At 43.3% G+C, this 24,651-nt stretch carries 23 protein-coding genes, 1 pseudogene and 1 other annotated feature; of the genes and pseudogenes, 8 read left to right on the forward strand and 16 right to left on the reverse strand.

The window, feature by feature from the left end; translation table 11 throughout:
- The first annotated feature begins 224 nt into the window (after positions 1-224).
- From DPF90_RS03090 to DPF90_RS03100, 3 genes are read left to right on the forward strand one after another with little or no spacing between them, the layout of a single operon-like run.
- On the forward strand, positions 225-728 hold the full coding sequence (locus tag DPF90_RS03090; protein WP_114784591.1) for an Hcp family type VI secretion system effector: 504 nt from the start codon (positions 225-227) through the stop codon (positions 726-728).
- Entirely contained in the window at positions 725-1,513 is a 789-nt protein-coding gene (locus tag DPF90_RS03095) for a DUF4225 domain-containing protein (protein ID WP_114784593.1), read from the forward strand. The genes DPF90_RS03090 and DPF90_RS03095 overlap by 4 nt, the downstream gene beginning before the upstream one ends.
- Positions 1,513-1,836, forward strand: coding sequence for a hypothetical protein (locus tag DPF90_RS03100; RefSeq protein WP_114784595.1), 324 nt, complete (start codon positions 1,513-1,515; stop codon positions 1,834-1,836). The genes DPF90_RS03095 and DPF90_RS03100 overlap by 1 nt, the downstream gene beginning before the upstream one ends.
- A 225-nt stretch (positions 1,837-2,061) precedes the next feature.
- Here the strand turns inward: DPF90_RS03100 and trpA are convergent, their stop codons facing one another.
- The 7 genes from trpA to trpL2 form a co-directional block, all read right to left on the reverse strand.
- On the reverse strand, positions 2,062-2,868 hold the full coding sequence (trpA, locus tag DPF90_RS03105; protein ID WP_114784597.1) for a tryptophan synthase subunit alpha: 807 nt from the start codon (positions 2,866-2,868) through the stop codon (positions 2,062-2,064).
- Positions 2,868-4,058 carry a tryptophan synthase subunit beta gene (gene trpB / locus DPF90_RS03110; RefSeq protein ID WP_114784599.1) on the reverse strand — a complete coding sequence of 397 codons (1,191 nt, stop codon included), beginning with the start codon at positions 4,056-4,058 and terminating at the stop codon, positions 2,868-2,870. Before trpB ends, trpA begins: the two co-directional genes overlap by 1 nt.
- Positions 4,059-4,143: 85 nt before the next feature.
- Positions 4,144-5,571, reverse strand: a complete 1,428-nt coding sequence (gene trpCF / locus DPF90_RS03115) for a bifunctional indole-3-glycerol-phosphate synthase TrpC/phosphoribosylanthranilate isomerase TrpF (RefSeq protein WP_114784601.1) — start codon at positions 5,569-5,571, stop codon at positions 4,144-4,146.
- A 25-nt stretch (positions 5,572-5,596) separates the two neighbouring features.
- The gene (trpD, locus tag DPF90_RS03120) at positions 5,597-6,595 is read right to left on the reverse strand and encodes an anthranilate phosphoribosyltransferase (protein ID WP_114784603.1); all 999 of its coding nucleotides are present in this window, start codon (positions 6,593-6,595) and stop codon (positions 5,597-5,599) included.
- Positions 6,596-6,605: 10 nt separating this feature from the next.
- Positions 6,606-7,211: an aminodeoxychorismate/anthranilate synthase component II gene (locus DPF90_RS03125; protein ID WP_114784605.1), complete on the reverse strand. Its 606-nt coding sequence runs from the start codon at positions 7,209-7,211 to the stop codon at positions 6,606-6,608.
- A gap of 4 nt (positions 7,212-7,215) precedes the next feature.
- Positions 7,216-8,781, reverse strand: a complete 1,566-nt coding sequence (locus tag DPF90_RS03130) for an anthranilate synthase component 1 (RefSeq protein ID WP_114784829.1) — start codon at positions 8,779-8,781, stop codon at positions 7,216-7,218.
- A gap of 128 nt (positions 8,782-8,909) precedes the next feature.
- Positions 8,910-9,012 (reverse strand) — a sequence feature (Trp leader region).
- Entirely contained in the window at positions 8,959-9,084 is a 126-nt protein-coding gene (gene trpL2 / locus DPF90_RS03135; RefSeq protein WP_114784606.1) for a tryptophan operon leader peptide, read from the reverse strand. It overlaps the preceding feature by 54 nt.
- 82 nt (positions 9,085-9,166) lie before the next feature.
- Between trpL2 and rnm the strand changes: the two genes are divergently transcribed.
- From rnm to rluB, 3 genes are all read left to right on the forward strand, one after another.
- Complete coding sequence (gene rnm / locus DPF90_RS03140) at positions 9,167-10,006, forward strand: RNase RNM (RefSeq protein ID WP_114784607.1); 840 nt, start codon at positions 9,167-9,169, stop codon at positions 10,004-10,006.
- Between the two features lie 132 nt (positions 10,007-10,138).
- Positions 10,139-10,759, forward strand: a complete 621-nt coding sequence (locus DPF90_RS03145; protein ID WP_114784608.1) for an L-threonylcarbamoyladenylate synthase — start codon at positions 10,139-10,141, stop codon at positions 10,757-10,759.
- A 197-nt stretch (positions 10,760-10,956) separates the two neighbouring features.
- Positions 10,957-11,892, forward strand: a complete 936-nt coding sequence (gene rluB, locus DPF90_RS03150; RefSeq protein ID WP_114784609.1) for a 23S rRNA pseudouridine(2605) synthase RluB — start codon at positions 10,957-10,959, stop codon at positions 11,890-11,892.
- Between the two features lie 60 nt (positions 11,893-11,952).
- Here rluB and DPF90_RS03155 read toward each other — a convergent pair.
- The 4 genes and pseudogenes from DPF90_RS03155 to trxB form a co-directional block, all read right to left on the reverse strand.
- Positions 11,953-12,042: pseudogene (locus DPF90_RS03155) on the reverse strand (phenazine biosynthesis protein PhzF); the annotation flags it as partial.
- Between the two features lie 25 nt (positions 12,043-12,067).
- Positions 12,068-13,789 carry a heme ABC transporter ATP-binding protein/permease CydC gene (gene cydC / locus DPF90_RS03160; protein ID WP_114784610.1) on the reverse strand — a complete coding sequence of 574 codons (1,722 nt, stop codon included), beginning with the start codon at positions 13,787-13,789 and terminating at the stop codon, positions 12,068-12,070.
- On the reverse strand, positions 13,782-15,569 hold the full coding sequence (gene cydD, locus DPF90_RS03165; protein WP_114784611.1) for a heme ABC transporter permease/ATP-binding protein CydD: 1,788 nt from the start codon (positions 15,567-15,569) through the stop codon (positions 13,782-13,784). The genes cydC and cydD overlap by 8 nt, the downstream gene beginning before the upstream one ends.
- A gap of 112 nt (positions 15,570-15,681) precedes the next feature.
- Complete coding sequence (trxB, locus tag DPF90_RS03170; RefSeq protein ID WP_114784612.1) at positions 15,682-16,644, reverse strand: thioredoxin-disulfide reductase; 963 nt, start codon at positions 16,642-16,644, stop codon at positions 15,682-15,684.
- 286 nt (positions 16,645-16,930) lie between these two features.
- Between trxB and DPF90_RS03175 the strand changes: the two genes are divergently transcribed.
- Positions 16,931-17,764, forward strand: coding sequence for a TauD/TfdA dioxygenase family protein (locus DPF90_RS03175; RefSeq protein WP_114784613.1), 834 nt, complete (start codon positions 16,931-16,933; stop codon positions 17,762-17,764).
- A 28-nt stretch (positions 17,765-17,792) separates the two neighbouring features.
- Here DPF90_RS03175 and DPF90_RS03180 read toward each other — a convergent pair whose 3' ends face one another.
- A complete protein-coding gene (locus DPF90_RS03180) occupies positions 17,793-18,815 on the reverse strand; it encodes a hypothetical protein (protein WP_114784614.1) in 1,023 nt (340 codons plus the stop codon).
- A 65-nt stretch (positions 18,816-18,880) separates the two neighbouring features.
- Positions 18,881-19,621 carry an SGNH/GDSL hydrolase family protein gene (locus DPF90_RS03185; protein WP_114784616.1) on the reverse strand — a complete coding sequence of 247 codons (741 nt, stop codon included), beginning with the start codon at positions 19,619-19,621 and terminating at the stop codon, positions 18,881-18,883.
- A 215-nt stretch (positions 19,622-19,836) separates the two neighbouring features.
- Here DPF90_RS03185 and DPF90_RS03190 point away from each other — a divergent pair, with 215 nt between their 5' ends.
- The gene (locus DPF90_RS03190) at positions 19,837-22,590 is read left to right on the forward strand and encodes a M16 family metallopeptidase (RefSeq protein WP_114784618.1); all 2,754 of its coding nucleotides are present in this window, start codon (positions 19,837-19,839) and stop codon (positions 22,588-22,590) included.
- Positions 22,591-22,666: 76 nt separating this feature from the next.
- Here DPF90_RS03190 and DPF90_RS03195 read toward each other — a convergent pair whose 3' ends face one another.
- From DPF90_RS03195 to DPF90_RS03205, 3 genes are all read right to left on the reverse strand, one after another.
- Positions 22,667-23,491, reverse strand: coding sequence for a DUF2797 domain-containing protein (locus DPF90_RS03195; protein WP_114784620.1), 825 nt, complete (start codon positions 23,489-23,491; stop codon positions 22,667-22,669).
- Between the two features lie 106 nt (positions 23,492-23,597).
- Complete coding sequence (locus DPF90_RS03200) at positions 23,598-24,311, reverse strand: SanA/YdcF family protein (RefSeq protein WP_240314454.1); 714 nt, start codon at positions 24,309-24,311, stop codon at positions 23,598-23,600.
- On the reverse strand, positions 24,311-24,640 hold the full coding sequence (locus DPF90_RS03205; RefSeq protein ID WP_114784624.1) for a DUF3392 domain-containing protein: 330 nt from the start codon (positions 24,638-24,640) through the stop codon (positions 24,311-24,313). The genes DPF90_RS03200 and DPF90_RS03205 overlap by 1 nt, the downstream gene beginning before the upstream one ends.
- Positions 24,641-24,651: the final 11 nt, after the last annotated feature.

Genomic DNA, 24,651 nt, shown 5'->3' on the forward strand with positions numbered 1-24,651 from the left:
CATTTATTTCTATCGATATCACGTAGTAAAAAAGTTATTTTTATCCAAAACGGCTCTATCTGTGAATATGCCAGACAATATTGACACTAAATCTATCCTTCCACTCTATTATGCAGTCATAAAGAACATAAGGCTCTATATTTCAACTATTTACCTGGGTAATATGCAGGAGTGAACGTGAGCACCTAGTTTGCTACCCTTCCCTTTTTTATCGGAGGTAGAACATGTCAACAAGAGCTTTTCTTTCAATCGAGAGCATCAACAACGGATGTTTATCTAGTGCTTGCAACACCCCTCTTTCTATGGGGAATAGCTACCAATCAGGTCATGAAGATCAAATCACTGTTTTATCTTTTTCTCATTCAATAGCTTATGATAACAATTCCATTCATAACCCAATTCAAATAGTTAAAAAGATAGACAAAGCAAGTCCGATGCTGGCTCAGGCATGTTCCGACGGTGATGAATTAAAATGTTGCTTAACTTTCTATCGACCAAGCCCCAAAGGTGGAAGCGAACTTTTTTACGAAATTAAGCTGACAGGTGCGCTCATACGTTCTGTATCGACACATATGCCACATGTGATTGACTTCAATGATAACGAAATGAATGAAACAATGCTGATCTCATATCGAGATATCAGTTGGAGACACATAGGAGCAAATACTGGGGCCTTTTCCTCATGGCTTCAAGCATTCTCAGAAGCTAGGGATAAGGTTGAGAGATGAGTTCAAGTCGAGGTGAAATCAGCGATGATGAGGTGAAAATGATTGTCCGTGGGCTTCTACAACAAGCCAATACATACAGTCAGACGCACTTGTCTGATCCTACGATTCAGCATGAGTTTCGAGATCAATATCGTTTTCTTGGAAAATGTTTATTACGAGACTACGAGAGTGGTATTTTAGTTGGAGATAGGGTTGTCCGACTAGCAAGACGAGAACGTCAAAGCCTAATTGATCAGGCCTTTGAATTAGGTAAGTATGGTATAGGCTTAGTGGCAGGTATTGGGCAATTATCGGTCGGTTATGGAGGATGTGTTACCAGCTCTATTTTTTCTATCGCGGGGGCGTCTTGGTGTAGTACAGTAGGTACAACCATGATGGCACATGGTGGTAACAACATCTATGAGAATTCATACAATATGACAGGGAACATAGTTCAAAACTGGAAAGGAGAGTACACTGGCAAATATGGAAACAGTAATAGTATGTTACGCAAGCAATATCACAAAGCTGCAGCATCTCTCGGGTTAAATAAACGAGATGGTGACGCAGCTTATGCTATTGTTGATCTTGCTACAAGTGGGTATGGCCTTATCTCCAAAAAGCGAGTAGCTGAAAAATGGACGAATATGCCAGACTCTGAACAGCTTATGCTATTTAGATACGCTAAACGAGACTATGCCAAAGGATGGCGTTCGATGTCAAAAGGAGCTCTGGGCTTTGAATTTTTAAGTAACACAGTAACCGCTGAATCTGCCATAAACCCCTATTTTGAAGGTGACGAATAATGTCCATTTGGCTGTACGTATTTGTCAGTCTACTCGGTGTGATTATATGTCACTATCTATCTGAACTGTATCTTCGCAAAGATAAAGTCATTGTATTTATTGTCTATCTTTTTGTTTTGGGTCAATTCGGTAGTCAGCATTATACTTTAACGTTCGATAAAACCTTTGTAAGAAACTGGTTATTCTTATTCGAGACAGACAACTCTGCCTATACGGATTTGTATCGCTATATTGCATTAGCATTGATGATAGTGACGGTTCTTACAATACCGCCTTCTAAGCTGACTTTTTTAAGTCGTCTCTTAAAGAAGAAAAAATTATAGTTGCTAGTTTAATCAACTACCTTCAACCCTTGGGGATGAGGAATTGTCAGGGATAGAATTTGCTTTTGACTAACTATTAGTTTTTTTATACCAAATCTACCCGATGGGCTTTGCCCCATTTCGACACCTAACACGAAAAGGGGCATTTTAAATTTAAAAATGGCATTGCCGCTATATCAGCACTGCCAATTTATTAGGGCACGTTATCTTTTTCTCGCAGGAGTACTATTTATTGGTGGCTGCTTTCATCGGTGAAACAAACTTAGATAGCTGCACTAGCATCTCTTCTGGGGCTTCTGTGTGTGTTTCTATGATTTTGACCACTGCTGAGCCTGAAATCGCGCCTGCGGCACCTGCATCAATAGCTTGCTTTACTTGCTCTGGTGTTGAGATACCAAAGCCGAGTAGGGCGGGTGGGGCATCGTATTGATTGAGCCTGTCGAGTAAATCACTGACTGGCATATTGGCTTTTGTTTCAGCCCCTGTCACTCCAGCGCGTGAGAGCAAGTAGGTGTATCCGCTGCCTAATTCCGCTACTGATTTTAAGGTGTCGTCTGAGGCGGTAGGCGGCGCAATAAAAATAGGCTCAATGCCATGTTTGGCCGCAGCTTCTACAAATTCGGCGCTTTCGTTTGTGGGTACATCGGCGATCAATACAGAATCTATGCCTGCATTTGCGCAGCGTTGATAAAAGTTATCAATGCCGCGTGCAAACACAAGGTTTGCGTACATGAGCAGTCCGATTGGTAAATCAGGGTACTTGGCACGAACTTCTCCGATCAGATCAAAGCAGATCTCTGGGGTCGCGCCAGATTCAAGCGCACGAATATTCGCTCCTTGAATGGTAGGGCCATCAGCCAAAGGATCGGAAAAAGGAATACCGAGTTCGAGTGCATCTGCTCCCGCTTCGACCAGCGTTTCCATTATTTTTAACGACTGAGCTGGGTTAGGGTCGCAAACCGTAACAAAAGGAACAAATGCGCCTTGGTTTTGCTCGTTTAAGCGCGCAAACATTGATTGGTAACGGCTCATTAGATCACTCCTTTTTCTTCTAAGATAGCATGTACGGTGAAGATATCTTTATCGCCGCGTCCTGATAGATTAACAACCAATAATTGTTCTTTCTCTGGGTTCTCACGAGCCATACGAAGGGCGTGAGCAAGAGCGTGAGAAGACTCAAGAGCAGGGATGATACCTTCACTGCGAGCCAACTCCTGAAATGCGTCTAAGGCTTCATCATCGGTAACATTGTCATATTCGGCGCGACCAATCGCATTTAAATGCGCGTGCTGCGGCCCGACAGATGGGAAGTCTAAGCCAGCAGAAACAGAATAAGACTCTTCGACTTGGCCATTGCTATCTTGCATCAGTGGCGCTTTCATACCAAAGAAGATGCCTGTTTTCCCGTGTTTTAGTGGCGCGCCATGTTGGTCGGTATCAATGCCTTTGCCAGCAGGTTCAACCCCAATTAGACGAACATCTTCTTCCTCGATAAAGTCTGCAAACATACCAATGGCGTTTGAGCCTCCGCCCACACAGGCAATCACGGCATCTGGCAGGCGACCTTCACGGGCCAAAATTTGGTTTTTGGTCTCTTCCCCAATCATGCGTTGAAAATCGCGTACTATGGTTGGGAATGGGTGCGGCCCTGCTGCTGTGCCCAGTAGGTAATGGGCTTGCTCATAGGTTGCTGACCAATCGCGAAGGGCTTCGTTACACGCATCTTTTAGTGTGGCGGAACCTGAGTGAACGGGGATCACTTCTGCTCCCATCAACTTCATTCGAAACACATTAGGGCTTTGACGTTCTACGTCTTTTGCGCCCATGTACACTCGACATTTTAGGCCCAATAAGGCACAGGCTAGGGCAGTGGCTACGCCATGTTGGCCCGCTCCGGTTTCGGCTATGATCTCGTTCTTGCCCATACGCTTAGCAAGCAAGGCTTGGCCAAGTACTTGGTTGGTTTTGTGTGCGCCGCCATGGAGAAGATCTTCACGCTTTAAGTAAAGTTTAGTCTTTGTCCCTTTTGTTAAATTGCGTGTTAGGGTCAAAGCGGTAGGGCGACCCGCATATTCTTGCAGTAGGCCCATAAACTCACTACGAAAGTTGGGATCGTCTTGGGCATCGATGAAGGCTTGCTCAAGCTGCTCTAATGCAGGTACAAGGATCTGGGGCACATACTGACCACCATATTCGCCAAAATAGGCATCAAGTTTTGCCATGGTTCTATTCCTTTAATCTTGGCTGGCGTCGTTTTAAACCCCAGCACAATCGTTATTTGTTATAGGCTCAATTCTTATTAGCGACTCAGTAGTTACGAATCGCTTGGAATGCTTGCTGCAATTTCTCGCCATCTTTTTTACCTGGAGAGACTTCAATGCCTGAGTTTAGATCTAAACCTAAGCAGCCTTGTTCAGCGGCTTTTTTAGCATTAAAAGGCGAAATACCACCTGCTAGCATGACTTGTTGGGCGTTTTCAATCAGAGACCAGTCAAAAACAAGGCCAGTGCCCCCAGTTTGCGCTCCTACTTTAGTATCAAGCAAGTGACGATCGACAGGTGCTTTAAGCATATTAGGTAAGGCATCATTAACGCCGTAAGCTTTCCAAATCTCTATACCTTCGCTCAATTGATTACTCAGGGCTTCAACATAGTCTTGGTCTTCATCGCCATGCAATTGAACGGCACTTAACCCCAGTTGATTGGCGGTTTCTGCTACTGTTTCAACTGTGTGGTTTTGGAATACACCCACATACTGCAAAGGGGCTCCAGACATTGTCTGGCGAGCAGTTTCAAGCTCAACACAGCGCTTAGATTTAGCGACGAAAATTAATCCGCCAAAGACGGCGCCGGCTTGGTAAGCTTTGGCAGCATCATCTGGATTGGTTAAACCACAGACCTTATTTTCACCGAGTGTCACTTTGCGTACTGCTAATTCAAGATTATCTTCAGCCATTAGTGAACTACCGATAAGAAAACCATCGGCAAACATGGCCAAGTCACGTACTTGCTGATGTGTGTAGATGCCAGATTCCGAAATTATGGTCGCTTGTGGTGCTAGCTCTCGGATTTTGGGTGCCAACTCTTTGGTGCGGTTAAGATCGGTTGTCAGATCGCGTAAGTTGCGATTATTAATGCCAATCACTTTTGCATTAAGTTCGACAGCTCGCTGAAGTTCTTCCTCATTACTGACTTCAGTTAAAATACCCATATTGAGAGAGTGGGCGACGGCGGCGAGTGCTTTATATTCCTCATCGTTAAGTACCGACAACATAAGCAGAATAGCATCGGCTGAGTAATGGCGCGCAAGGTAGATCTGATAAGCATCGATGATGAAATCTTTACACAATACAGGTTGTGAAACTTGACTTCTTACCTGTGGCAGAAAATCAAAACTGCCTTGAAAATACTTTTCGTCAGTCAGTACTGAAATAGCGTCTGCATGCTTATTGTAAACAGAGGCTATGTAATCAAGGTCGAAGTCTTCTCTAATTAGCCCTTTGGAAGGCGAAGCCTTTTTACATTCGGTTATGAATGCGGTTTTCTCACCGCTCACAGCTTGATAAAAGCTGCGATCAGATGGCGTGAGTGCCTCTTTAAACTCAGATAGAGGTAAAGACGATTTGTGTTCTTCTAGCCACAGGTATTTATCACGGATAATTTTTGCCAATACTTCCGCCATTTGAGCTTCTTTAATGGAGATATGTTCAGAAAGTTTATCTTGTGTTTGAGTCATGGATTTTTACCTTATCCTAGAGTACTTATTTATGGGCTGATAACTGTTTCACGAGTTCAAACGCTTTGCCTGAATTCATGATATCAGTAGCTTGCTTGGTATTTTGTTTCAGATTGTCATGACCAAAAAGACGCATCAGGAGAGCGACATTAACTGCGACCGCTCCGATTTGAGCATCTGTGCCTTTGCCCGTTAGAATATTAGTGATGATGGCTTTGTTTTCCTCGGGAGCGCCGCCTTTTATCGCTTCTAACGGGTGCGTGGCGAGACCAAAATCTTCTGGGAGTAGAGTATACTCGATAATTTGCCCATCTTTTATCTCTGCCACAGTGGTTTGACCATGAATCGCAACTTCATCAAGGCCACTACCATGTACCACTGCCGCTCGTTTCATACCCATCTTGAGCATGGTTTCAGCAATCGGTCTAACTAAATCTTCACTGTATACACCCATAAGCTCAATGTTTGGCCTAGCGGGGTTAATAAGTGGACCAAGAATATTGAAGATAGTTCGCGTTTTCATTGTTTGGCGAACGGGCATCGCATGGCGAACCCCACTGTGATATTGAGGGGCGAAGAGAAAAGCTACGCCTAAGTTATCCATTGCAGAGCGGCTTGTTTCAGCGCTCATCGCAAGGTCAATACCAAACGAATCTAACAAATCCGAAGAGCCGGATTTACTCGAAACACTGCGGTTGCCATGTTTGGCAACTTTTAGGCCGCAAGCCGCTGCAACAAAGGCTGCTGTGGTTGAAATGTTAATGGTGTTGTGGCCATCGCCACCCGTGCCGACAATATCTGCAAAATCATAGTCGGGACGAGGAAATGGGTTTGCATTATCAAGCAATGCCGTTGCTGCGCCAGCAATTTCATCGGGTGTCTCGCCTTTGATTTTTAGCGCAGTGAGTGTCGAAGCCATCAAAATCGGGTCCAGTTCGCCGCGAATAATCAAATCAAACAGCTGCTTGCTTTCTTCTTGGGTCAGAGAGTTCTGTTGGTAGAGTTTACTAATTATATTATCCATGTCTCTTTCCCTATTGCTGCAATGCGTGTGTATCTGAGCTTTCTAATGCCCATTCAATGGCATTAGCCAACAAGGTAGCACCTTGTGTGGTCATTATTGATTCGGGGTGGAATTGAAATCCACAGACTTTATCTTGTTCTTGCACCACAGACATGACTAAACCATCAACTTCTGCAGTAACCGTTAATGACTCTGGTACATAGGTTGCGACAAGGGAGTGATAGCGCGCGATTGCGATGGGAGAAGGTAAATTCTTATAGATGGCATGATGCTGGTGGTCCATCATAGACACTTTACCATGGACAATATCACCAGCCCCATCGACTTGACCGCCATACGCCTTAACAATCGCTTGATGACCAAGGCAAATCCCTATCATAGGCACTTTACCTTTGAGGTTATTGATCACCTCTGGCATTGAGCCTGCTTCTGAGGGTGCTCCGGGTCCAGGAGAGAGGAGCAGAACAGGGTTATCAAGTTTTTCTACCGCAGCCTCAATGGTTGAAGCAGACAGGCTATTGCGGTAAATGGTGACGTCGTGGCCTAGAGAGCGGAACTGATCAACTAGGTTGTAGGTGAATGAATCAAAGTTATCAATAAATACTATATTAGCCATCTGCTTAGTGCTCCATATGTGCTGCTTGAATAGCAGAAATCACGGCTTGTGCCTTACTGCGAGTTTCATCGGCTTCTGCTTGAGGGTCAGAATCAAATACGACTCCAGCACCTGCTTGAACGTGTGCTATTCCATCTTCAACATAAGCAGAGCGGATAACGATACAGGTGTCTAATGTGCCTTCACCTGTTAGATAACCTACTGCGCCGCCATAACTACCACGGCGAGATTGTTCTACGTCGCGAATAAGCTGCATAGCCCGGATTTTAGGCGCGCCAGTTAGAGTGCCCATGTTCATACAGGCTTGATAAGCATGCAGTGCATCTAAGTCATCGCGTAGTTGGCCTACAACGCGAGAGACTAAATGCATTACGTGGCTATATCTATCCACCTTTAATAAGTCAGCCACATGACGTGAACCTGCTTGCGAGATACGTGCAACGTCGTTTCGTGCCAAATCAACCAACATCATGTGTTCGGCATTTTCTTTTTTGTCGCTGCGCAGTTCGAGTTCGATGCGGCTATCTAGGTCAAAATCAATTTGGCCATCCGGCTTTTTGCCTCTTTTTCGTGTGCCTGCAATCGGGTAAATTTCCACTTGGTTAGTGTCAGTTTCGTACTTAAGGGCGCTTTCAGGCGATGCACCAAACAAAGTGAATAGCTCATCTTGCATGTAGAACATATATGGGCTGGGGTTGCTTTGTTTTAACTCTTTGTAGGCAATAAGAGGAGATGGACAAGGCAAAGTAAAGCGGCGAGAAGGGACAACCTGAAAAATGTCACCTTTAACCACATATTGCTTGAGATCACGAACAATTTGGCAAAAATCTTGGTCACTAACACTAGGTTGAGGTGAAATATTACTGTGTTTATCGGCGATGGCTAATGGCTTTAGGTCCGCACACTGTTGCTGGATATCTTGTATACGTGCTTCTAGCTTGTCTTTTTCTGTACATCCTGCAAATAAGCTTGCCTGTATATCACACGATTGGCGCTGGTGATCGACCACAATAAGCGTTTCTGCGACGTAGAATACGTAGTCTGGACATCGGTTTTCGCTTGATGTTCCACCAAGAGGTTCGAAGTTTGCGACCAAATCATAGGCAAACAAGCCACCAAGAAAGACCGCATTTTTATCCTGTTCGCTGATGTCGAAACTATGCTGTATCAGACGAAGCGCATCGAAGGAAGAAGCTTCACGTAGTCGAGAGTCTTCATCGAGCGTGTTGCATGGCTCTTCAAATTCTATGGTGAGTTTCTCACCATCAAAGACGTGAGTGATATTAGTGTGGATATTCTGGGTTAAATGCGCCAGTAATGAACGACCGTTATTGGTCAGCGCTTGCATGGTGACAGTATGCCCAAAGCAGATAATACGGACCGCTGAATCGACAATTAACAAGCTTTTTAAGTTCTGTTTAGAGTCAATTTCTGCAGATTCAAGTAGTAAGCTATCGGTTTTGTTTTCACACAGAGTGTGAAACAGACGAGTTGGGTCTAGTGTGTAGGGTGCGTTAGCATGAATGACCTTTAAGTCACCCAGCTTTTTGATCTCAATGGCCTTGTTCACAAGACCTCCTTTCATATTGTTCATTTCTTCTTCCCGCCTCACATAGTCGCACAAACAAAAGGTTCACCCAATGTTGAATTTGACCGAATTGGTTGTTGTCTAATCAGTTAACTGCAGTATATTCGACAAAAAAAAAGCCCGCTTTAAAAGCGGGCTTGATACTATTTATTTAGTAAATCACAAGTACGTATAAGCCCACCTAGCAATAACCCAAGTACGCCACCAAGAAAGGTTTGCAGAAAGATCAAATTGTCCTTTCTTTGCAAGATTCACTTTTTGGTTTGGGTTAAACTCTTGTAACATGGTAAGCCTTAAATGACACACTTTGTATTTGTGTACTAGTAAACTAGTTCATGCATAAAAAGTCAACTAAAAAAGTAAGTTTATGAAAATTGATTTACATAGCCATACGACTGCCTCAGATGGACGGCTATCAGTAAGCGAACTAATAGACAGAGCCATCGACTTCGATATTAATGTATTGGCCATAACGGATCATGACACAGTAGATGGCCTGAAACATGCGCATCATTATGTGGACACAAATCAGTTACCCATCACCATTATTAATGGGATAGAAATATCGACGGTATGGCAAAATAAAGATATTCATATTGTTGGCCTTGATATTGATCCTGAGTCTAAGCAATTGAGCGAATTGATCGACAAACAGAAGCAACATCGTAAAGTTCGTGCTGAGTTAATAGCCGAGCGTTTGGCTAAGGCAACAAACGATAGGGTGTATGAAGAGGTTAAGGCTATTGCTGGAGAGGCGTCGATTACCCGCGCTCATTTTGCGAAATGGCTAGTTGATAACGGTTATGCCAAAACAATGCAGCAAGTATTTAAAAAATACCTAACCCGTAATAACCCGGGTTATGTGCCGCCGAATTGGTGCTCTATCAACGAGGCTGTCGATGCGATACATCAAGCTGGAGGACTAGCGGTGCTTGCCCATCCAGGGCGTTACAACTTGACCGCTAAGTGGCTCAAAAGATTAATTGGCGCTTTTTCTGACGCTGGAGGAGATGCCATGGAAGTTGCTCTGCCACAGCAAGGGCAACAAGAAAGGCGTAATCTGGCAGATTATGCGATACAATACAATCTATTGGCTTCTCAGGGAAGCGACTTTCATTATCCTTCTCCTTGGACAGAACTGGGCAGAAACCTATGGTTACCATCGGGTGTCGAACCAGTATGGAAAGATATGCCAATCTGCCAATAAGTAGCTAGACTTTCCAAGCTAAAGTATGAAGTCACAGATTAACTTCATGTCCGACTGTAAATTTACGCGGTCGTATGACCATAGCATTAATAAAAATTATAGAGTCGAGAGACTCAGTGATGAGGAATTATAATGAGCCAGTTTTTTTATGTGCATCCAGAAAACCCTCAGGCTCGCTTGATTAATCAGGCTGTGGCCATCATTCGTAATGGTGGTGTTGTTATTTATCCCACAGACTCGGGATATGCGCTTGGCTGTCAATTAGAGAACAAACAAGCGTTGGAAAGGATCTGCAAGATCCGCAAATTGGATGAAAAGCATAACTTCACTTTGTTATGCCGTGATTTATCTGAGCTCTCTATCTATGCGCGTATAGATAATGGTGCTTTTCGTCTGTTAAAAAATAATACTCCTGGTCCTTATACGTTTATTTTTAAGGGGACCAAGGAAGTACCTAGACGTTTGATGAACAGTAAACGTAAAACCATAGGCATTCGTGTACCAGACAATCGAATCGCACTCGATTTACTGGAAGCCTTAGGTGAACCATTAATGTCCACATCGCTGATATTGCCTGGCAATGACATTACCGAATCTGACCCAGAAGAAATTAGAGACAAGCTTGAACATGCTGTTGACTGTATTTTAAATGGTGGTTACTTGGGTGAGCAGCCGACAACGGTTGTTGATTTTAGTGAAGATGAGCCCGTTATTGCTCGCGTGGGTTCTGGCGATCCAACTGCGTTTGAGTAATGTTAGATACCTTAATGCTCTTGTGTCGCACCCTTGTACACAAGAGCTGAGTGTAAAGGTAACATGTTCTAATATGTTAGCTATCAAAAGTAAAAATAAAGCATGCGTTCCTTACAGGATTTTGCGATAATACGCGGCCGCGATTTTAGGTCGCAATGTAGAATCGACGTCTGAGAAGACGACACATAGGTAGATGAATGAACGAGAAATTACAGAAAATACTCGCGAGAGCAGGTCATGGTTCACGACGCGAGCTCGAAGCTTTAATCAAAGCAGGTCGCGTGAGTGTGAATGGAGTCGTCGCTAAACTTGGTGAGCGACTAGAAGATGAAAATGCTGTCGTTCGTATCGATGGACATATTGTTTCTGCCAAAGCGCAGGAAGAAGTGATTTGTCGTGTACTCGCTTACTATAAGCCTGAGGGAGAGCTTTGTACTCGTCATGACCCAGAAGGCCGTCGCACTGTTTTTGACCGTCTGCCGAAGATTCGTGGTTCTCGTTGGATTTCTGTGGGTCGCTTAGATGCGAATACATCTGGGTTACTTCTGTTTACTACCGATGGTGAATTGGCAAACCGATTGATGCATCCCAGTCGTCAAGTCGAACGTGAATATTTGGTTCGCGTTTTTGGTGACGTTGATGAGAAGAAAGTCCGTAACCTTGTAAGTGGCGTAGAACTGGATGATGGCACAGCACGTTTTGAAGATGTGGTTTATGCGGGTGGTGATGGAATGAATCACACCTTTTACGTTGTCATCAATGAAGGGCGTAACCGAGAGGTACGTCGTTTGTGGGAATCTCAGGATTGCACAGTTAGCCGCTTAAAGCGTGTTCGCTACGGGGAGATTTTCCTTGATAAGAAGTTGCCTCGTGGGGGATGGATGGAGCTTGATCTTAAAGAGGTAAACTACTTGCGTGAGCTTGTAGAACTGCGTCCAGAGAAAGAAACATTATTGGACGAAAATAAAGCCAATACGTCACGTAAGCGTGAGCGCTCTCGTAGCCAGAAGATCCGCCGTGCGGTAAAACGCCATGAAGAGCGAGTAAACAGTGGTGGTCGCAGTAATAACCCCGCTCGAAGAAAGACTCGAAGAAGCGCAGGTGAGCAGGGAGCTCGTAATAAACAGCGCTAAATCGGAAACATAAAAAAAGCAGCGTACGCTGCTTTTTTTATATTTTATTTAGACATTACTTAGTGGTTTTTGTGTTATACACACACCAGCTGGATTTCCTTTAAAAGTTTCGCTTGTAAATGAGTCAACCTGGTAAATGTCTAGTTCCATTTTATGAAATTCCCAATCATTGCCTTTAAAGCGTTTGGTTTAGCTCAAAATAGCGGCCTTTATCTAACATTAGTTTTATATGGGGTCCGTATTCAACGACTCTGCCTTGCTCAATCAGGCAAATTGCATCCATCTTGTCGAGGTCAACCAGTCTATGAGTAATAAATACGACCGTTTTATTTTCAAAGTGTTGATTGAACAACTGCATAATCTGATGCTCTGTTTGCTTATCCAGACCTTCTGTCGGTTCGTCAAGAAGCAAAATAGGGCCATCATGCAATAGCGCACGAGCAATGCCAATTCTGCGCTTTTCTCCGCCAGATAGCTGTCTTCCACCATCTCCAAGCCAACTATCTAATCCTTGTTCACTGATAAGCTTGGATAGACCAACCTTTGATAAGGTCTCGTGCAATTGCTCGTCAGTCGCATCAGGTGATGCCATAAGTAGGTTATCACGCAGGGTACCATTGAGTATGTCCACTCTTTGACTGACTACTGAAATAGCTTTACGAAGCTGGCTTTCACTCCAGTCAGTAATAGGTTGTCCCGCGACTTTTATACTTCCTGTTTGGACATCCCAGAATCGATTGAGTAACTGTAATAGCGTTGACTTACCTGAACCTGTTTGACCTACGATGGCGACTTTTTGTCCTGCCGGTATAGCAAGGTTTACATCATCGAGTACATTGACTCCGCTGTCTGGATATTGGAAACAAACATTTTTGTACTCGATGGAATATGATGGTGCGTTTTGTGTCGGCTCGCATGGGAACACTACCTCAGGAGTCGACAGGACAATCTCATTGAGCCGACGAGCTGAAGTGATGGTTTGTCCAAGGTGTTGGAACGCGCCTGCAATGGGCATGAGAATTTCAACACTCGCCATAGTAGCAAAGACAATGAGTGCAATCATTGGGTTAGGCAGTTGACCGCCCACACCATCAGCGGCAAGCCACAGCATAAGGGCAATCGTCCAACCATTGGCGAGAATGAGTAATGTCTGAGCAATGCCAGTGAAATGGGCGTTGAAACGCTGATTATTTAGCAAGCGCTTTTGAATGGTATAGATAGCATTTCGGTAACGTTCCTCTGCACCAAAAAGAGTAAGCTCACTATAGCCTTGCAACCAATCCAAGGTAGCTATACGTAAAGCTGCTTTATTGTTGGTAAGCTCATGTCCATTTCGTTTGCCGAGTTTGTAAAACAAAACAGGCCAAATCAAGAGTAGGCTAATCAAAATGGCGCCAAGTATTAGACCGAGGTTGGTATCAAACCAGCTGATAAGTGCAGTAAGCCCAAATATGCCCAGCGAACCTACAATCATAGGACTTATCAGCCTGAGATACACATGATCCATTGCATTGATATCAGCAACGAGGCGATTGAGTATATCGGCATCTCTTAGGTTAGAAACTTTCCCTGGGATCAATGGAGCAAGCTGAGAGAAGAAAAAGATACGTAAGTCAGTCAACAGTTTGAAGGTAGCGTTGTGACTGACGACTCGCTCTCCCCAGCGTCCTGCTGTACGGCCCATAGCGAAGCCACGAACAAAGGCGCCAGGTAACATATAATTGAAGGTTTCGCGCGCGATGGTTAACCCTGCAACGGCTGCTGCAGACAAAAACCACCCAGAGAGAGTCAGCAAACCAATGGAAGCAAGTAGTGTCAGTAATGCCAGTAGCATACCGAGCGACAAACCGAACCAATGTTTCTTATAAAGCTTTAGATAGGGTACTAAATCACGCATCGAGATTCCCCTTACTAGTGTCACAAAGTGCTTGATTGGCCGCAAGCATCTGCTTGAATAGGCCTTCTTGATTACTCAGTACGCTGAAACTATCTTGTTGGACGATTAAACCATTTTCCATAACTAAGATTTGAGAGACGTTTTTTAGTGGTTGAAGCTGATGAGTCACCATTAATGAGGTTTTGCCTTCAATTTGATTAGATAAGCCTTTCATCACTAATCTTTCGCTGCGAGCGTCTAAGCTTGCTGTTGGTTCATCCAGTAGCCAAAAGTTGCCGTTTTGCATCATGGCCCTCGCCAGAGCAACTCGTTGCGCTTGTCCGACGGATAGGCCGCCTGAACGATCTGAAATTGGGTAGTCAAGTCCATGTTGTTCAACAAATTCTGATGCGTAAGATTCTTTTAGTGCATTCTGAATCTCGTCTTCGCTGACATCATTTTTGCCTAATGTAATATTTTCGCGAATAGTGCCATGGACTAGTAGAGGGTTTTGACCCACCCAGCTGATCTTGTCCCGCCAATCAGCGAGATCCAGTTGTGTTCTTTCCACCCCGTTAATCGTCAACGATCCCTCGTAGGGCAGAAACCCTAATATGGCATTGATCAAACTTGTCTTTCCCGCACCGCTTGGGCCAACTAAAGCCGTGTGCTGGTTTGATTTGATCTCAAAGTTTATCGGGCCAAGTAGCTTTTGTCCTTGCGGTGAAAAGACTTCTAAGTTGTTGGCACAAATAGTTACGCCATCCGTGACACTTAACTTATTATTACCTGAACGTACGCTGGTTGCTTCCGTCTCTAAAAACTCGACTATGCTGTCGGCAGCCCCAACTGCTTGTTGTTTTGCATGATAGAATGTCCCCAAATCACGCAGTGGTTGATAAAACTCAGGCGCTAGGATCAATATGAATAATCCTGCCATGAGAGTGACTCCTAACCCATAGTCGCCAATATTGATTTCTCCAATAAAGGCAAAACCAAAGTAGACAGCAGTGAGGGCGATAGAAATTGATGTGAAAAACTCGAGGATGGCAGAAGACAGAAATGCGATTTTCAAAACATCCATAGTACGAGAGCGAAATACTTCGGAGGCCCCTCGCATTACTTCTGTTTCGGCTTGAGTTCGATCAAACAATCGGATGGTGGTCATTGATTGTAATCGGTCATAAAAATGACCTGACAAACGTTGTAGCGCTTTAAAGTTTTTACGGTTTGCATCGGCGGCCTTCATACCGACTAGAGCCATAAATAATGGCACCAGTGGCGCTGTGATCAAAAAGATTAAACCTGCGACCCAATTAACAGGGAAAACCATGACTAGAATCACTACGGGTACGATAACAGCGAGCGACATTTGGGGTAGGTAACGAGCGAAGAAGTCATGCATATCTTCTACTTGTTCCAGTAATAGGGTTGCCCATGCTCCGGCAGGCTTACCTTTGATATAGGCTGGACCTAGCTCTCGCAGTTTATCGAGGATCAACTGTCTAATATAGAGACGAACTTGTTCACCGCAGCGATAGCCAGCGAGTTCTCGGCCCCAAGAGCATAAAGCTCGAATACCTATGACACCACAAAGCGCGAAAAAGAGTGGAATGAGTTGCTGCTTCGGAACCTGATCAATGATCAATTGCTGAAGGATAGTCGCCAATAAAGCGGCTTGAGCCAGTAAAAATAGGCTTGAAAGAATACCTAGACCAACAGCAGTAATGAGCCAGCGTTTTGCTAGCTTACTCTGCTGCTTGAGCCATTTGTTCAAGCTGCGCTGTTTATTTTTGTCCATTATGAGGCTTAATGATAATTATTTTTGATGACTCTAAGAAGGCGATTATACAAAAGAAAGCCTCATGGTCATACCATAAGGCTTTCAGGTTTTGACTCAAAAGTGAAAAATATTATTTACCTTCTGCAAGGGCATCTAAATATCGCTCAGCATCGAGTGCTGCCATGCATCCTGTTCCGGCCGACGTTATGGCTTGACGATAAGTGTGATCCATTACATCCCCAGCGGCGAACACACCCGGAACACTGGTTTGAGTTGCGTTACCATTGAGTCCGGATTGAACAATGATGTAACCATCTTTCATTTCAAGCTGGCCTTGGAAAATACTTGTGTTTGGCTGATGTCCGATGGCGATAAAGGCTCCCATTACGTCAAGTTCTTCAACCTGACTAGACTTGGTATCTTTGATGCGAAGCCCTGTGACGCCCATATCGTCACCGACCACTTCTTCTAGCACTTTGTCGGTATGAAGAACAATATTGCCATTCTCTACCTTGTCCATTAATCGACGTATAAGAATTTTTTCAGCTCTAAAGCTGTCTCGTCTGTGGATTAGGTGCACCTCAGAAGCAATGTTTGAAAGATAGAGAGCTTCTTCAACTGCAGTATTACCGCCACCGACAACGGCCACTTTCTGGTTTCGATAGAAAAAACCATCACAAGTTGCACAGGCAGATACGCCTCGTCCCTTGAATGCTTCTTCAGATTCTAGGCCGAGATACTTTGCCGAAGCTCCAGTGGAGATAATAAGTGCATCACAGCTGTATTCACCACTGTCCCCTTTTAATCTAAAAGGGCGTTGGCTTAAGTCCACTTGGTTGATGTGGTCAAAAATAATCTCTGTTTCGAAGCGCTCAGCGTGTTCTTTCATTCTCTCCATCAGCGCTGGTCCTGTTAGCCCTTCAGGATCGCCTGGCCAGTTTTCGACTTCTGTTGTCGTTGTAAGCTGACCGCCTTGTTGCATACCAGTCACAAGCACAGGGTTTAGATTTGCTCTTGCAGCGTATACAGCTGCTGTGTAACCCGCAGGGCCTGAACCAAGAATAAGAAGCTTGCTGTGTTTGATTTCGCTCATTAGTGCTCCGCTGATCATTAGACTAAACAATACTCTTCGATTGTATGGAATATGGGCTTACAATGAAAGAGCCATCAAGGCTCCTAAATGTAAGTAATGGTTATAGCTTAGAACGCAAACGATATCGCTTTGCTCATACAAGTGACAAGTGTTACTTGAACAAGTATTTCGATAGTCTGTTAGATCATTCGGCCATTTCATGACTAACCCAAAATGGATAGCCATGTTGTAATAAATAATGCTTTAGTAGGGTCTAGTTCAGAATCATAGAAAATAAGGATGTAATGTGAATATAACTCCTTTATCACCTCACATCGGTGCTTTGGTTGAAGGCGTTGAGCTTGCTGACCTAAATGATGGTGAGTTTGATGCGCTTTATCGAGCTTATCTTGATTACAAGGTACTATTTTTCCATAACCAAAGCATGACACCAGAGCAGCATATATCCTTTGCTAAGCGATTTGGTCAACTTGAACCTGTCCATCCGTTTTTCCCTCACTTGGAAGAGCAAGAACAAGTTGTGGTGATCGAAACTTCACCAGGTAGTCCTCCAAGCAAAAGTTATTGGCATACAGATCTGACCTGGCAATCAATCCCTTGTCGCTGTTCTATCTTGCATGCACAGTTATGTCCAGAGGCTGGTGGTGATACCATTTGGACATCAATGGAAGCAGTATGGCTAAGTTTGACGCTGAATGAACAAAATGCACTTAGACGGTTAACGGCGACTCATGCTTTACATGCGTTTGAAGGAAGTCGTTATGACTCAGTAGGCGAAGATGGCCAGAGTCGTGTCGCGAAAATATCTACCCAGTACCCACCTGTAACACACCCTCTTATTGTTCGTCACCCTGAAACGGAAAACCCAACAGTGTATGTTAACGAACAGTTCACCCGTGAGGTTGATGGCCTCTCGAGTGAGGAAAGTGACTCTTTACTAAATAAGCTTTATCAGCGTGCAAGACTGCCAGAATTTCAGGTTCGATTTTCTTGGCAGCCTGGGTCTGTAGCAATATGGGACAACGTATCCACCCAGCATTTTGCTGTGACAGATTATGGTGATAAGCCACGTCGACTGCATCGTGTTACCGTGCGAGGAGAAGAGTTAAAGCCTTATTAAGCGATAGACTGTTAGCGGCAGAAAAGGTCTAGTTTCTGCCGTAAACCCTTGGGCGCTTGAATCGGTAAAACCCTTGCTGCTCTTCTTTTTCAAGTGTCGACGCTTCGTCACCAAAATAGCTAATTCTTAAATGATGGAGTTCAGTGTCAAGCTCTTCTCCAGTCAGGCTATCTAGCAGTGCCTGTCTTTCGCCCATATACTGATAACCCACTTGCCATCTAAGCTCGTTTTTTTCATCTTTTAGCGCCGCTTTTTCTATTTGCCGTTCGCTAAACCCGAGATCTCTGCGTATATTTGCAAGTTGCTGTGAGCGTTCATAAGGTGACATTTTTTCTAGGTCTTGCTGCACCGAGTCAAGACTAAAAAATGTACTAGCCAGCATGGCTGGACTTAATATATTACCTCCGACTTGCTCCGAGAAATTGGTTTCTACTGTTGCTTTGAGTGCATATAAACGCTGATTTATCTCCATATCGTAGGCATGATTTAAGAGTTCGATGGATTTTTGCGTATCGGCCATTCTCTGTTCACGCTCGGCGAGTTCTGCAGACCAAATAATATCGGCATCTGAAGCGAAAAGCTCACGGCGTTTTGCCCAAATAGCAACCTGTTTTTGCTCAAAACTCATACCAAGTAGAGACTTCATCTCTGTCAGCAGCCAACTTTCGTATTCTTCCATCAGTGAGAGATTAGCAAAAATAGACTCAGCATAGGCTGGGAAGGCTTGTCTTATGACAGAGCGGAATAGGCTATCGGTATTATCCTGGTATTGTTGGCGCAGATATTGGCGAAAATCCTCCAGACCTATATGTACTTCAATATGCGAGATACTTTCGCCTAATTCTTGGCGTAATTTTTGAGCTAGCTCTTTTACCAGTTCAGTGTTATCAACATGTAGAGTGAGAGGGCCATTTTCTTGCTGAAATTCTATAGATGGAATCATGACTTCTTCGGTCGAGGAGTCTACCGGGTTTGGTATCGTTATAGGAAGGAACCAAACGCCCAAGACAGCTAAGGCACTGATAGTGTAAACCCATACCCATTTGCTCATGAACTTTTCCTTATGGTTAAAGGCACCTAACCCATGATAGTTATGGGTTAGGTGCTGTCTTTGGTTTACAGAACGGTTTCAAGGTATGGCCAGATAAGCTGAGCTAGCTTTTGAGAGCCAGAAGTATTTGGGTGTATATTGTCAGGTAATACATCATTTGAATTGATTGCAGATCTAGGGTCGATAAACTGACAGGATACGGTTGTATTGTTACATGCATCGGCAAGTCGTTCATCGCCATAATCGATGGCTTGGTGGAGATCTGTTTTTTCACCAGTCGTATAGTAGTAGCCTAAGTAAATGACTTGTTGAACTTCATTCTGTTTCATTTGATTGAGAAGGCTTACAGTATCAACATAGACGTCATCAACCAAACTGGTGCATTTTTCGCTAAGTTCTGACCGATACCAAGTGGTTTTGCATTCATAGGGATCAAAAATCATCGCTGGTAACAAGATGTCATTACCGCCGCCATCCATCACGATTATGTTGATATTTGAATCGTCGGTTTGCGCATCTTGATACTGCTCTACTACGGGTTTTGAGACAATACCTCCGGTAAGTTTGGCACCACTTAATGTGTAATCGCGAAATGTAGTATTGGCCATATCAGGCCCTTCAAGAAACTGCTGAAGTTCACCAGAAAGGTCGAAGATTGAATCTCCGAGGGTAATTACATCATTTCGCTCTGCATTTCTGACATAGGGGTTGCCAGCGCAGGCAACAAGAGTACTACAAATTGTGATAGTAGCACTTTTTTTCAGTAAAGAGACAAAGCCAACTTTGTTGTTATTAATCGACGTCATGTTTCTACTCACTTATTAGTTATATTGAAGCACATCTAAGGTGCACTACTCAATTTAGCTGCCGCTGGCCACAAATTCAAAGCATTGAATTTGTTAATGGTTTGTTAGTCTTTGGGTGGGAGTTATTTTTGTTACACATATTCCAATTATTTACTATCCACATTGATGCTCTTGACGGTATATTTCGTGTGAATAGAAAACAAAGAAGTAACATAATGAAAAAAACGTTTGCCCTATGTTGGCTGCTGCTTGTCGGATGTGCCCAGAATACTCCTTCTCAGTCTCCTCCCATTCAACCGAATACTAACTGGTCTTCGGGAATTCTAGATAATGGTATGAAGTACTACCTTTACCCCATGGATTCAAATAAGGTATCCATGCAACTGTTGATCAAAGTTGGCTCGGGAGCAGAAGAACCTAATCAATTAGGATATGCTCATTATGTTGAGCATCTTGCTTTTGAGGGGAGCGAAAATTTTACGACCGCAGAGATTGAAAGATTGATCGATGCGACCGGTGCAGAGAAAATGCATGGTGTGAATGCCTATACGTCTTATGGGCAGACAGTATATAAACTAAACCTACCTAATAAAAAGAAATTTGATACCGCGTTGCTGTGGCTTCGAGATGTCGCAAGTAGAGTCACTTTTTCGACTGAGGAGGTAGATAAAGAAAAAAGTATCTTATTGTCAGAAAATCGGTATCGAAGCCCCGAACATCAGTCTTTTAGCGATAAATACTATGACTTTCTGATAAAAGGAAGTGTGCAGGCTCAAAGATCGCCGGGTGGGACAACGGAAATGATTCAAGCAGCGACGTCTGATTCGTTAAAAACTTTTTACAACAAATGGTATCAACCACAAAATGCTGAACTAATAATCGCTGGTAATATCGAACGATCTGAAACCAAAGCTGCAGTTGAAAAGTTGTTTTCTGATTGGATAGCGACTAACTCTGAGCAAGCTCCTAAATTACCACCTCTGAAAGCAAAAAAAGATGATTTTATCGCTAGGGTTGCCGATGGAGAATCTGCTTTATTGGGTTTAAGGTTTGATCGAGGTAGCAACCTAGTAACAAACCAAGAACAGAATTTAAACAGTGCTCTTAACGCTATCGTAGCAGAGTTAATAAGTATTCGATTGGGCGCAGTATATGACCAGCAAGCACTGCCACTACAGACAATTTATTCAGATACGTCTCGTTTGGAAAACCTGAAAGTTTATGAAGTTGGAATCGCGTTTTCTGGGCATGATAGAAACCTAGTGCAGCCGCTATTTTTGACAACATTGGCCTCTCTAAGAGATCATGGTGTTAGTCAATCTGAATTAGATTCAGTACTTGCTAGTTATCAGAACCATCTGGACCGTGCTGATGAATATTGGCAAACTTACTCTCCAGAAAACTTTGTTTTTGAAAAAAATCGTGAGCGAATAACTGGTGAGCCCACTCAATCACGCCAAGACTATAAACTCAATCTTGAGCATGTGATTCAAAGTGCAGATATCAATACGGTCAATCAGTACCTTTACAATATGCTATCTTCTTCTTATGGGATGTTCGTTGGTGCAGGTGCAGAGGAATCCGTCGAGCATATTGAGCAAGCGCTACCAGAGTGGAAAAGCATGTATCGAATGACAGGAGTGGTAAATAACCAAATTAATTTTGACATTAATGGATTGGCTGAGGTGATATCCTCCAGTCCATTGCCTAACTCGGTTGAATTTGAGAACGGCGAAGATCTTTGGACCTTAGACAATGGCGTAGAAGTATTGTTAGATCCAGATGTGAAGAGTGACTTTGTTAATCTTGTTTATATGTCAGCTGGAGGCTTAACGGTTCTAGATAGAGATTTATTACCCGCAGCTGCAATCTTGTTGCCTGTCATTGCTCGAAGTGGCGTTGGTAACTTTGATGGTCCACAAATGAAAGCGTTTACGCGTAAAAATTCGATTGATATACAGGGCTTTATTAATGGTACAGAGCATGGATTTTCCATTCATGTCCCTCGCAAAAACCTTGATAAAGCGCTTCAGTATTTGTACACAAGCATTGCATACCCCAAGTTTGATCCCAAGCAAGTCGATGCGATAAAACGAGAGTCTGCGGATCAAGCGCTCTCATACCTCAAATCCCCCCTAGGGCAGTGGTACGATGCAATTGCAACCAATACCTATGCTCCGAGTAGTGCTTATTTCCCAATCTACGCTCAAGACTTTAATAAGGTAACCGTTGATCAGGTTCAGCAAGCGTTTGAACAGCTATTTAGACAATCACGCAACAATAAGCTAGTGATCATAGCTGATATGAAGCCTACTGATATAACAGAGTCAATAAATAACTATGTAGCAACATTACCCTTACATACTGTAGATACGCCAGCATATCAGATAGATTATAATTCTCGACCAGACACTAGAATTAACCTTGCTATCAATAATGAAAGGAAGGGTGGATTTGTGTTAAGAATCCATAACAAACAGGCGAGGCCGCAAAATCCGAGGCTTGATATCGTCGACCAGATCATAGAACACATATTGGCAGATCGTTTGCACAATTATGTTAGAGAGGAAATGAGCCTAGATTATTCTCCGGCTAGTTATTCAAATATGAGCTTTAATCAAACTGTGACTGATTGGGCAATTGAATCTCAAGTGGCGGTAGAGGATTTACCTAAAGTAGAAAAGGCTATAGACAAAGTTGTACGCGATCTTCGAGAATCAATTACAAGAGAAGAATTAAAAGTGGCTAAAAAGCAGCTCTATACCAAAGTCGAAGATATTATCGGTAGCGCAGATAGCACTGCTTGGTTGAGAGCCCTATACATGGTAAACGACTTAGGTAAAGATACGTTGGTTGGGACTAAGGGCGTCATATCCGATATTTCGATAGAGGAGGTTAAAGTCCGCATCAATGAGTCCTTTGGGCAAGATACAGAGTCTTATAGGTATATCCTGAGTCCGTTAGATTAAGCAGATAAAGGGTTTAAGTTAACTCAATATCAACAAAGCCCTTATGGTAAGCATAAGGGCTTTTTGTTTGTGACCGTTAGTCGGAAATTTCCACTTCATAGGAAGTGAATTTACGAATATTGATGACTCCGGTGTCAAAAATCATATATTGCCCTTTGATACCTTGAAGTACGCCCGTGACTTGGGGATCTTTATCAAAGTTGTGTGATGTGATTTTACTTGGGTGCTTAAGCACTGGATAACCGATTGACGTGGTTGCACCATCAAGTATTTCTATTGAATCTTCACCAAGTTTTTGTCTGATTTCTTCTATTTTGGGTTCAATTAAAGGCAAAAGCTCAGAGAATTTTTGCTCTAGGGCTAAAGGTTCGCCATCTTGCTTGAGTAAGGTTCTCCAATTGGTTTTATCGGCAATATGTTTGGCGATCTCAACTTCAATGAGTCCGGATATATGGCGGGTTTGGACTTTAAATATTGGCAATCCTTGAGTAGCCCCCTGATCTATCCATCGAGTGGGGATTTGTGTATGTCGGGTAATGCCTACTTTGACGCCTGAAGTATTAGACAGATACACATAGTGGTCGACCATACAGTTTTCCTCACCCCAAGTGGGTTCTCGGCAAGTGCCTTGGTCATAGTGGCATGTTTCTGGTTTCATTATGCACATATCGCAGCTAGCAAGCTTTTTCATGCATACGAAACAATGGCCCTGTGAATAACTTTTCTTCGTTTTCTTGCCGCATGAACAACAAAATATATTGCCAGTATGGGTTAGAGTAAGAGTTTTGCCGATAAATGGCTTTAGATTTATAACTTGCTCACCTACAGGCAATTGATAGTGAACCTGTTCATCTAGTGAGGCACGCATTTTTTTTAATGTACCTTTCGCGATGGAAGACATAGACATTGCTCTTTATTTTAAGTGTAATTTCAGTTTATCTGATTGGAGTATTGAAAATAATTTCAGTCAAGCCATAGAACTTAGGGGTAAGTATGTAGCTGCTCGTTCAGTTATTAAAGTTTTGAACCGCGTCATCCCCGTGTATGGGTTCTTTGGGGCCAAGAAATTTGGGTCGTTCACGCATGATATAAAGATCAAGAACGGCTTTTGCTCTGGCAAAAACCTCACGTAGCCTGATTTGGTATCCCGAGTGCGCGCTAGGTCCGGGAACGGCAAAACACTTAGCCTTGATATGATGAAAATTAGCGATGAACAGTGCGCGCTCACAGTGAAATTTTTGGGTGATGATTAAGAAGTTATCAGTTTCGAAGATTTCTTTAGCTCGAACAATGGAGTCAAGAGTCCTAAAACCTGCGTAATCAAGAAAAATGCTCGATTCAGGAATGTCAGCTTTGAGCAAATCTCTTTTCATGGTCCAAGGCTCATTGTAGGAACGATGGGCATTATCACCACTAAGAAGAAAGCTATCAACCTTCTCTCTTTTGTATAAATCTATCGCTGCATCGATTCGATTACTGTAATAATCATTTAAAACCTTGCCTAGATATTTGCTGGTACCGAGTACAACAGCTACATCAAACTTGCCAATTTCCTCTGAAACGCTATATAGCTGATCTCTGGTTTGATAAGAGACCCAACGATCGATAGCAAAAAGTACTGCGGAGCCTAAAACCAAAATAATTGGCAAGCACTTGAACCCCTTTAGCAAGTATGCCAAATAATGGTCCGAGGGTTTAGGTTGATGGAAAAGCCTTCTCACTAAATTTGTCGATTCCGTTGCGCCCATGAGCCGATAAATATAAAGCATACAACAACAATAGAGAACATGATGCCTGTATCTAAGCTATGCAATGTCCGAGTTAGGTAAGGTGTTGCTTTTACGATAATTAAACCGTATCCAAATGCATTGATTAAAATAAAAGCTGCCGTTCGCATTAAGAAGTGCTGGTTACGAAGAACTCTTCTAAGTAAGGTATTGATTTCACCGCCGAATACAACCAATAGGCAAGCTATCAGCGCAATGGATATTTCATTTAAGTAGGGCAGAAGGTATTGACCCGCAGGGGCAAAAAAGTCAAAAAACATCATATATAAAGGCC

The sequence above is a fragment of the Vibrio tetraodonis genome, from assembly GCF_003350295.1.
In the GTDB taxonomy this organism is placed as follows: domain Bacteria; phylum Pseudomonadota; class Gammaproteobacteria; order Enterobacterales; family Vibrionaceae; genus Vibrio; species Vibrio tetraodonis.